This is a genomic window from Halovibrio sp. HP20-59 (assembly GCF_033052795.2).
Classification (GTDB): Bacteria; Pseudomonadota; Gammaproteobacteria; order Pseudomonadales; family Halomonadaceae; genus Vreelandella.
In genome coordinates, this window is the sequence record NZ_JAWJUW020000188.1 from 1 (window position 1) to 234 (window position 234).

Genomic DNA, 234 nt, shown 5'->3' on the forward strand with positions numbered 1-234 from the left:
TATTGCTGTTCAAACTGGTGAATGATTAGATGCTTTAACAACCACCCATTCAGGAAGTGGAAATATAATCCAGTCAAATGAAACAACATTAGAACAGAGAATAGAGAACAAGATAAATAGAAATGTTGATAGTTTGAAGAAACTTGCTTCACTTCGTAAAGCGGAAATAACACATGATGGAGATTTAGAATTATGATAAACATCGCCAAAATAACTAATCCAAAATATTTGTTT

At 31.2% G+C, this 234-nt stretch carries 1 protein-coding gene; it reads right to left on the reverse strand.

The annotated features are described in order from the left end of the window. Positions 1–9: 9 nt before the first annotated feature. Positions 10–234 (reverse strand): hypothetical protein (locus RZA33_RS19815; RefSeq protein WP_317510094.1); only part of this gene is annotated, 225 nt, incomplete at its 5' end.